The organism is Vibrio lentus, from assembly GCF_002875945.1.
GTDB classification, from domain to species: domain Bacteria; phylum Pseudomonadota; class Gammaproteobacteria; order Enterobacterales; family Vibrionaceae; genus Vibrio; species Vibrio apostichopi.
This window is the reverse complement of record NZ_MCZK01000166.1, coordinates 78303-87716: the sequence shown is the minus strand read 5'-3', so window position 1 is coordinate 87716 and position 9414 is coordinate 78303. Positions and strand designations below refer to the sequence as shown.

General features: G+C 44.1%; 7 protein-coding genes. 3 read left to right on the top strand and 4 right to left on the bottom strand.

Annotated features, from left to right (window positions below; genetic code table 11):
* Positions 1-763: 763 nt before the first annotated feature.
* The 4 genes from BCT49_RS21535 to BCT49_RS21520 all read right to left on the bottom strand — a co-directional run bounded on the left by BCT49_RS21535 (position 764) and on the right by BCT49_RS21520 (position 5447).
* Entirely contained in the window at positions 764-2644 is a 1881-nt protein-coding gene (locus tag BCT49_RS21535; RefSeq protein WP_102438087.1) for an ATP-dependent zinc protease family protein, read from the bottom strand.
* Between the two features lie 305 nt (positions 2645-2949).
* Positions 2950-3759, bottom strand: a complete 810-nt coding sequence (locus BCT49_RS21530; protein WP_102438085.1) for a M15 family metallopeptidase — start codon at positions 3757-3759, stop codon at positions 2950-2952.
* Between the two features lie 79 nt (positions 3760-3838).
* Positions 3839-4567: a DUF429 domain-containing protein gene (locus tag BCT49_RS21525; protein ID WP_102438083.1), complete on the bottom strand. Its 729-nt coding sequence runs from the start codon at positions 4565-4567 to the stop codon at positions 3839-3841.
* Positions 4568-4613: 46 nt separating this feature from the next.
* The gene (locus BCT49_RS21520) at positions 4614-5447 is read right to left on the bottom strand and encodes a YeeE/YedE thiosulfate transporter family protein (protein WP_372166204.1); all 834 of its coding nucleotides are present in this window, start codon (positions 5445-5447) and stop codon (positions 4614-4616) included.
* A 216-nt stretch (positions 5448-5663) separates the two neighbouring features.
* On the opposite strand from BCT49_RS21520, the gene BCT49_RS21515 reads away from it, so the two are divergent.
* The 3 genes from BCT49_RS21515 (at position 5664) to BCT49_RS21505 (ending at position 9070) form a co-directional block, all read left to right on the top strand.
* A complete protein-coding gene (locus tag BCT49_RS21515; protein WP_102438079.1) occupies positions 5664-6602 on the top strand; it encodes a hypothetical protein in 939 nt (312 codons plus the stop codon).
* Between the two features lie 197 nt (positions 6603-6799).
* Positions 6800-7567 (top strand): 1-acylglycerol-3-phosphate O-acyltransferase, encoded by a 768-nt coding sequence (locus BCT49_RS21510; protein ID WP_102438077.1) that lies wholly within the window; start codon positions 6800-6802, stop codon positions 7565-7567.
* Positions 7568-7714: 147 nt separating this feature from the next.
* A complete protein-coding gene (locus tag BCT49_RS21505; RefSeq protein ID WP_102438075.1) occupies positions 7715-9070 on the top strand; it encodes an MBL fold metallo-hydrolase in 1356 nt (451 codons plus the stop codon).
* Positions 9071-9414: the final 344 nt, after the last annotated feature.

Below are 9414 nucleotides of genomic sequence, written 5' to 3'. Positions count from 1 at the left end.
GTGCAAAGACTTCACTCTAACCTTTTCTCAAAAGCAATGGGACATGCTTATCAGTATCACTGAATCAAAGTATCCATCAAAAATTAAACAAGCTCTCAATAGAATAATCAGGCAAGAATATAAGAGTCTAAAAAAGGCGAAAAATGATTAGCAAAAATTTAGCCACTTTAATAACCTGACACCATTTTTGAATAGACATCGTTCATTTATTTCTGGCGCCTTTAATTACTAAAGACACGATACTCTCCCTGTGCGGCTTGGGTTATTTGGAGACAAAAAACAAAAAGGACTGTTGAAAGCATTCTAATCATGTTTATCACTACCTAGGTTCACTTTTCCGGTTTTAACAATTTTCTTGATTGACTTAAGATAGAAGAACGACTCAAGCTCTTTCCAATCTATTCATCGAGTAGGTACGACGTTAATATCTATTATGTGATTTCAGTCACCTAATCTTCAGGTATTCCAAAAAGTACTCCATGCGAAATTAAAATATTAATAAACAATTCAATATCAACAACTTAAACTCAAAAATCAACTCCCGCCAGCCACCAAACGTTTGGAAAGGGCCAACTCGAAAGAGTTGGTCCTTTTTTTATCTTTATTTTACTTGCCACAAAATGACAAAATTCTTTTATAACAACAAATTACCTTCATCACGTCGACAATAACACCAGACACTTAATAAAAAACCACACATCCCATTGCTGAAATGTGTGGCCGTTTAGAACTGTTATATTACAAACTTAGATAAGTTCAGGTGCTAATCCATCTCGCCCAGCAAGTAATCTTCATCACTGCTCACTACTGCGCCGTGCTTCAGGAAGTTCTTACCTAGGATCATGCTGTATTCGAAGCGTGAGCGATCTTGAAGGTTCACTCTCACCTTCTTCTCTAAATCGCCTAGCTTAACGTTCATTTCTACCACAGGACGAATGTTCACCTTCTCGCCTTTCTTGGCTTTGATGCGCATCACATCAATCACTGGCTTGGTAAAATCTTGCTTATCACCTTGGTTGTTTTGATAAGTGAAGCTCACCATGTCTTGACCATCTTTCTTGAATCGTTTGATGTTGACGGCATTCATTGAACTCACATCGGCACCTGTGTCTAGCTTGGCCGGGAATGTCATGCCATTCACTTCAACGACTTCAATGTGCCCGACTTTAAACAATGGCTCGGCTTTCAATAGGTAGTCAGAACGCGTGTTCACGTAAACGCCCTCTTTCGCCATCTTCTTGCCTAGAATGAAGTAGGCTTCTTTTTCATTGCTATCCAATACATCAATCGCGAAGTCTTGCTGACGAACTTTGCCAGAAACCGAAAATTCACCACTCACAACTGGACGAGTATCATCCCCGACTCTTAATTTCTTAATCACAGGTTTGGTGACTTTTTGCTGTTCGCCATTCACGTCAGTTAGGTAGAACTCAACCGATGTCTCTTTGCCCTTACCGATAATCTCAAAGCTATCAACCTTCAACAAAGGCGTGTTGACGGTGAAAGAAGCCACGGCCTTAAGCGGGAAGTTATCAATGGTAATGTCTTCTTCTGGTGAGATAATTAAAGGCTCACTAGTCTCCGCCACATCGCTAAAGCTCTCAGAACCTTTTGAAAGGATATTTTCAGCGTTGGTATCAATCATGAAGAGTTCGCTGGCGGTGTTAGTTCCCAACCTTAGCTGCGAGCTGCTGTTCGAGCGGTCACGTAAGTACACGAGAACATCTTTGGTCGTGTTTTCATCGAGTTGAACCGGCACATACACCAGAGGTCTCTTTTTGCCGCTCACGCTCAGCATGCGAACCAGTGGCAGTGTCATCTCTTTCTGCTTGCCATCGTTGTCGAACATATCAAACGTCACTTCACTGTTCTTTTTATCTACATCGATGTCTTTTGCATGAAGGATGCTGTAGCGATTTTTTAATGAGAAGGTCGCGTTCATCGCCATACCAGAGATAGACACCACCTCTTTACGGCCGACAACCGTCGCGTTTTCTTGTTCTTGCAAATAGTCGTAGCCAGCGAACACTAGTGCGTTGTCAGCAAGAAAGGTTTTGCCGATCAGCACTGGCGCAGAGAAGTGACTTCTGTCCGTCAGGTTAACGTCTGTTTTTAATTCTTGATCCGCAATGGTCAGCGACATCTTAACCGTAGGGCGAAGCAAAGGCGTACTGCTGGTACGGCTGCGTATCATACTGACACGCTCTAAAGGCGCTTCAACCAATACCATCTCACCAGTACGTGGATTTTGAACCTTAAAAGAGACCACAGCTTGGTATTTCGCAAAGGTGCTGCCTTCCCAATCATCGTAATCAACATCGCTATTGTTCAACACATCTTCGGTTAACGCCGCCATCAACTCTTTGTCTTTAAGGTTCTTGTAATCGGCATTCGTGCTCTTCACATGAATGTCTTCCGCATGCATAGAGGTAGTTTCTGCACCGGTATCGATTTTACCAATGAAAGGAACGTCTTTTAGCCCTTGAACGCTCGATAGGTACACATTCTCTGTACGGCCTAATACCGCCTTACCATCGAGTTCGTAAGTCGGGTTTTGAGTGGTGTGTGAAGTGTCTGTAGCCAAAGAATATTGTGAAAAAAGTAGAGTGCTTAAAAGAGTTAGAGCCAAAGGTATCTTTTTCATTAGTTGGTCCGTTGTGATCAGTTCACTAATAATACTGGCGATTCGGCAAAGAGTTCCCCCACCAGCAACGGTTCTCACATAACGTTTACGTTATGACTTTTTCAATGACAAACCGATGACTTTGCGCCGCATTACTTCATCAGTTATTGACTAATGGATACCCAATAACCTGTTCAGTAGTCGATGTGATATTGAAGAAACGAATACAAAAAAGGCCAGCGACAAGCGCTGACCTTAGCTATTCAAAACACACCTGAAGCGAGTTTAACTTGCTAAAACACAAACGGTTCTAGATAAACATAGCACTAAAAGGTGCCGACTGTTTTCTTTGCACAGATAGCACGAGCTTTTTCTGCGCCCTCGCCTTTATTCTGATTAAAACATTGTCGATAAGATTCGACGTAACGCTCAAATAGCACTTTGGCTTCAGGTTGTGATTTAGAGAGCAATTGATTGACGAACTTTCTTGAGCCGACCTCAAAATGCTGAGTATCGATTGGGCTATTCCAATCCCCTCCCCAGATCATAAATCCGTGATGGGCAAAAAGCTCAACCACATCTTCTGCCATACCACTGCGCTCAATGTCATCACGCGCACGAAAGCGAGTGCGGTTCACATAGCGTGTAGCCGATTGCGATGGCTTTACCGTGATGGTTCCGTTGCTATCGAACTCTAAGAAAGGGTTTTGAACCGGATTGATGTCGATTGCCACACCATAGGCATGTTTCGACCAACCACCTCCACCAGTGATAGGCCGAGCGTTAAAGGCACTGCTGTTGTTCGCGTCCATTGAGGCGTTGTCGTCACCGTTAAACTCACGCATAAGGCGAGCAGAATGAAGCGGGAAATTACGCTGTTTTAACTCTGAAAAGATTCGCTCAACTGAAGGTGCAATAACATCAAGTACAATCATATTGCCCTGTTGCATTTCTCCTTTGAAGTTAATGAAATCGAAATCCACTTTGGATAGTCGCTCACAACCAACAGGCGCACCACTGCTCAAGACCTTGTTCTTTTTCATCATGTCGCATTGCCATTGAGATATAGGAGCAACTTGTGCGTAACTCGCCGCACTGAGCAAGGTTGCCAGCAAACCAACAATTAAACGTTTCATATCAAAGCTCAAAAACAGTAAGAGTAAAAAGACAGGAAGTGGAAAATAACACACTCAACCTAACAGAGTGCATAATTTGCTAGTGCGTTTTCTTCCAATACACGATTTCGCGAACTCGGCCATTCTGATCCTTATCCGCCTTTCCGCCAATCTCAGAAAGTTCAGGCAAGCACGACAATGTTTGAGCATGAGAAGCAATCAACATCAATATGAATGCGTCATAAATATCATCTATCGCGACATCCTTACGCTTGGTGTTTGAGATAGCTAACGCCACAACCTCACACCATTGCGGGGCGAGTTGCTGAATAATTGAAAGCCTTTCCTCTTTGCCCTCTTGAGTTCGCTTAGAAAACGCTAGCGGTTCCCCTTTCAAGGCAGCAAACACAACTTCGGGATGAGACTCTCGTATCGATAGATTTGAATGAGCATTCATTAACTCATCAAGCTCACGAATCTTGGGCACAATTCCCCAAGTCTGTTTAGAAAACTTCTTATCAAGCTTCTCCACATTGGCATCACACGCTGCAATATAATCGGTTTGGTAAACCGCCTCACGACACGGAACCGGAAACACGGAAGAGCCACGCTTGCTGGTTAGAAAACGTCTTGCTGCTTTGTCGCATAATCTATCTGGAGTCTGTGAATCGCTAAAACCAATAGGCATATCGATTAACGTTGTTGATCCCGTAAGATCATCAACCAGCTCATCGAGGCTCTTCACCACCTTGAACTCAGGTAGCTCATTGCCTGAGACAATCCAAGCGATCCAACCCGCCTTGCAGCCATCAATTCCGATGTATTTCATTGTGTTCTCAAATTACGTGCTCATGTTATTTACGTACTGTCCCTAACTATCGGCTTTGAATCAACTTAACTCCGGTATATATACCCACAATGATACTCAACACAGAAAAAACACCCGCCAACGACAGCACAGGCATCGCTACTAACAGCTGAGTATCGTTCCCGCCACCAGCCATTACGGCGCCAAATCCCATAAGCACACCCGCAACCAAGTGTTTACCCAATCGACGTATAGAGCTCAACCTTAATGAAAAAGACCCAGTAAACAACGCGGCACTGACCATTCCCACTAGCAGCATGGCCATTAATATAAAGCGCTCGCTGCTTGGCCAATCTTCAACTCTTCCATGCCAGAGTGAAGTTCCCATTGATTTCAATAAACCACTTGGCGTCCAGTGCGGTTCATACAAGAAAACAAAGCCTGCCATTAACCCAATCCCCAACATTGAGAACCATAACTTGCGATTTATCGCATTCATGAAGTAGCAACTCACCACAATAATGAACGAAATGATCCCAAGGAATGCATAACGAGAAAAATCAGATAAAACCAACCGAGAACCTTTTAACTCCGTCGGTAAAGCTGGAGCAAACAACAACCAAGCAACGAACCACCCTAATATGGTCGCCAACATAACCAGTTCACCACGAGCTAAACGACTCACCGTCGATACCCCACAACCACTATTAATCGCCGCTCCGATACCAAACAGAAAACCACCAAATAGGGAAAACAGACTCGGCCAAAACGCAGAAGATAAAGATCGTCCTTCCACCGCCGATCCTAATGCCATAAACACCCAAGCCAATGAGCCACTAAACACAATCGCGACAATCAGCATTGGTGATCCACTTGTCGCCTCTTTAACTCCCCGAACCATGCAAAGGCCCGTAGTTTGGGCGAGATACCCCACTAGAAAGATGCAGAACAAAGCGAGAATAAACAACATACATGGCCTCCGAATTGCGTTGATTTTATTATTGTCGTTGGTTAAATATAGTCAGAACATCCAATAACAGCGTGCAAGGACAAGCCCGAACAGGGATAATTGTTTTGATAATTAACCGCCCTCAAGCACCCAGCCGATAAAAGACTAATGACCACATACTCGTACATAGACATCCCGTTTAACCTGCGCCACACCTGTTGGTTTTGTGGTGAACCTTCCAATGATGTTGTTGAATTCCCTAAGACTGCACAGGCTATTGCCAAGATAGACTATTCACCGATTGCACTGCCTGCTTGTAAGGAGTGCGCGAGTGTTAGGTATGCAAAAGATCTAACTTCGATTTGGGCTGTGCGTGATCAGATAAAACACGCACTCATCGACAAGTACGCAAAGCACTTAGGGATTGGTGAAAATTGGACGGAGCAAGAGCTTATTGATTCTGACTTTTCAGGCTCGACGCTTGGCGGGTTTGGGCGCAGTGCTTGGAAGATGTATCAAATCGCCAAGCAGCGAATCGACTATAAAGGCTGGCCTTTGTCGGTTGATGACATTGTAATCGAGGCCTACGACGAAACCAGTGGCTTTGAATTTGACGGTACTCGTTATGCTTCAATCAATTCGTGTATCGACTACTTCACCAAAGCTGCTGGGGTGGATAAGGAACTGTTGTCGCAACTTGTCGACATCGTTTCATCAGACCGATTTAGCTACGCATTACGAATCGCCAAGCTAAACAAGAATGTCTCCAATACCAAGCGCTCGGAGATCATCGAAGAGATTTTGCAGCAAGAGTCTGAGCAAGAAGAGATACAGCTTGAACAAGCCAATTCACTTTTTAACCCAAATGTCGAAGAAGTCAGCATTTCAGGTTCGACGGCTCCGGTGTTCGCGATTCAATGGGCAATGATGAATAACGTTAAAGATTTGGCTCACCTTTGCGCGCTCGAAGATGATTATTTTGACTATTTCGAGCATCTTGGTGGCCCTGCAGCTTTCATGTCTTATAACGGACTACAGCTCTACTTAGAGTCGCGACAAGACCCAGAATGGGTAAAAAAATCGGACCCAAATAAACAATATTGGTGATCATTAACCATTACTGGTGAACACGTGTAAGCTCGATAACCGTGTCAAACACCCATTGTTAGTCCTTGTTTTATATAAAGATCTAAAAATCACACCCTATAACAGTTAATTGTTGCAATTCAGTTAAATAGAGTGAAAACTTCAAGCATCTAAAACTATTTAATCACTGCAATCTTGCGGTGAGTAAGGAGTGAATTGTGCTTGCTGTTCTTCGTATTATTTTGGCGACGGTGTTTATTATTTTCACCACTCTATGTGCTTTTGTTTACTGCTTGTTTAGCCCCAAGAACCCTAAGCATGTGTACGTTTTCTGTCGTTGGTTCAATCAACTACAAAAGATCGTCGGTGTGAAACTGGTGCAGCGCGGCCTAGACAATGCGCCGACGTCAGAAAAAAGCGTCTACATCTCTAACCACCAAAGCATATTAGACTTTGTGACTGACCCTGGGATGCTAAGGCCTCGTACCGTTTCTTTAGGCAAGCGCGATTTGTTATATGTGCCTTTCTTTGGTCTGCTGTATTGGATCACCGGTAACATCATGATTAACCGCGAAGATAAGTCCAAAGCACGCGATACCATCAAGCAAGTGGCAGAAGCGATTCATCAGAGAGATCTGTCTGTTTGGATTTACCCTGAAGGAACGCGCAGTAAAGGGCGTGGACTACTGCCATTCAAAACGGGCGCTTTCCGAATGGCGATTGAAGCCGGCGTGCCTATCACTCCGATGTGTACCAGCACCACGCACAATAAGATTGACCTCAACCGAATTAATAATGGCGTTGTGATCACCGAGATGCTTGAGCCTATCGATGTGACTGGGTACAAACTCAGCGACGCAAGAGAATTGGCGAATCGCTGTCACGCATTGATGGCTGAAAAAATTGCACAGTTAGATGCTGAAGTCGCTCGTATAGAAGCACAGCAAAACCCAGAACTGGATTCAGACGGCTCTTCTACGAACTAACTCGCAACGAATACACTGAGTCATCGCTCAGTTACTTAAAAAGAGACTCAACGATCGCAACTCTCATTGTTCTTGTTTTACATGCCGGCGCTTATCCGCAAAATAAAAACAGGCGTTAACGGCTTTATAGAGCAATGGGAGTAAACGATGGAAGTGATTCACCATGGTGGCAAACATACTGTCACCGGATCTTGTCACGAACTAAGAGATTCAGGCCAAGCGGTGCTCATCGATTGTGGCTTGTTTCAAGGTAAAGAGTCCCAAGGTTCAGACGCACGTCCTCTTGATATTGAATTTGAAACTTCCCACCTCAACGCTCTGCTACTGACTCATACCCACATAGATCATATTGGTCGATTACCTTGGTTGCTCGCCAGTGGCTTTAACCAACCGATTTATTGCACTCAGGCGACAGCTGAACTCGCCCCTTTAATGATTGAAGACGGACTAAAACTGCAAGGGCTCAGTCATAAACAATCCAAACTCATTCTTAAAAAGATTCATTCGTTGATTGCTCCTAAACCTTATGGGGAGTGGTTTCCAATCGTCTCTAAACAGCAAAACAATGGAAAGGATCATCATAGGCCAAATACTCTGTATGCTCGCTTTCAACCTGCAGGACATATTTTAGGTTCGGCCTATATAGAGATTAAGTTACCAAGCCAAGAGGTAGTGGTCTTTTCTGGCGACTTGGGCCCAAGTAACACGCCACTGCTGCCCGATCCTAAACCACCACAACAAGCCGATTACCTGTTTATCGAATCCACTTACGGCACTAGCATGCACGACGATATTTCTACACGCTCTGAACGCCTCAAAGCAATCATTGACCGTTCGTTACTCGATGGGGGTGTCATTCTGATCCCGGCATTTAGTATCGGCCGAACACAAGAACTGTTGTTTGATATTGAAAACCTGATCTTTGAGCATCAACTCAGCAGCGATATTCCTATCATCCTCGATTCGCCTATGGCAGAAAAAGTAACGCGATCCTATCGACGCTTTAAAGAGTTATGGGGGCAAGAAGCCAAGCATCGCCTTGAACTAAAACGTCACCCACTCGCTTTTGAACAATGCATTACCGTTGATGGGCATCGAATGCACAAGAAAATCGTCAATCGCCTGCGTTCGATAGGTGAGCCCGCGATTGTGGTCGCAGCCTCTGGAATGTGTCAGGGCGGCAGGATAATGAACTACTTATCCGCCTTACTTCCCGACAAACGAACCGATGTGATTTTAGCGGGCTATCAAGCACACGGAACGCTCGGGCACGAGCTCCAACAAGGCGAGAAACAAGTTTCTATTGATAACAAAGACGTTGAGGTCAATGCTCAGATCCATGGCATGTCTGGCTATTCTGCTCATGCTGATAAAGAGGATCTCAACCGATTTATAACAGGAATTCCCGTTCTACCAAAAGAAGTACATTTGATCCACGGAGAGCCAAATACTCAGTCTGAATTCGCTCAAGAATTGCTTAAACAAGGATTCAAGGTTGTTTGAAGTTGCGACCAAATTCGCGGCTTCCCCTCTGATAAAGATTAAAACTGCCATAATCACATCCTCAAGAACGCAGCCACTTAGGCCGGCCCTTAGACACGATGCCAGTGATATGTTCCAGCTTGCTCCACCCCACCACTCACATAACAGCCGTTCATGCTAAGCGGCCTTCACCATTGTTTTTCTCAATTTAGTTTCTTCTTTACGCCTCAAATTTCCCTTTTTGTATTAATCACTATTTATTCACTCAGCCAAACGCTCAAAAATACAATCGATTGCATATGCAGCTAAATAGAACGATTATCGAATTAGCACTAAGCGTTAACAAATACCCTCTGTAACTTGCT

What these genes read in the sequence shown, in the direction of transcription:
- BCT49_RS21535 (WP_102438087.1), bottom strand. Translation starts at nt 2,644, where the DNA reads ATGAAAAAGATACCTTTGGCTCTAACTCTTTTAAGCACTCTACTTTTT.
- BCT49_RS21530 (WP_102438085.1), bottom strand. Translation starts at nt 3,759, where the DNA reads ATGAAACGTTTAATTGTTGGTTTGCTGGCAACCTTGCTCAGTGCGGCG.
- BCT49_RS21525 (WP_102438083.1), bottom strand. Translation starts at nt 4,567, where the DNA reads ATGAAATACATCGGAATTGATGGCTGCAAGGCGGGTTGGATCGCTTGG.
- BCT49_RS21520 (WP_372166204.1), bottom strand. Translation starts at nt 5,447, where the DNA reads ATGGTTCGGGGAGTTAAAGAGGCGACAAGTGGATCACCAATGCTGATT.
- BCT49_RS21515 (WP_102438079.1), top strand. Translation starts at nt 5,664, where the DNA reads ATGACCACATACTCGTACATAGACATCCCGTTTAACCTGCGCCACACC.
- BCT49_RS21505 (WP_102438075.1), top strand. Translation starts at nt 7,715, where the DNA reads ATGGAAGTGATTCACCATGGTGGCAAACATACTGTCACCGGATCTTGT.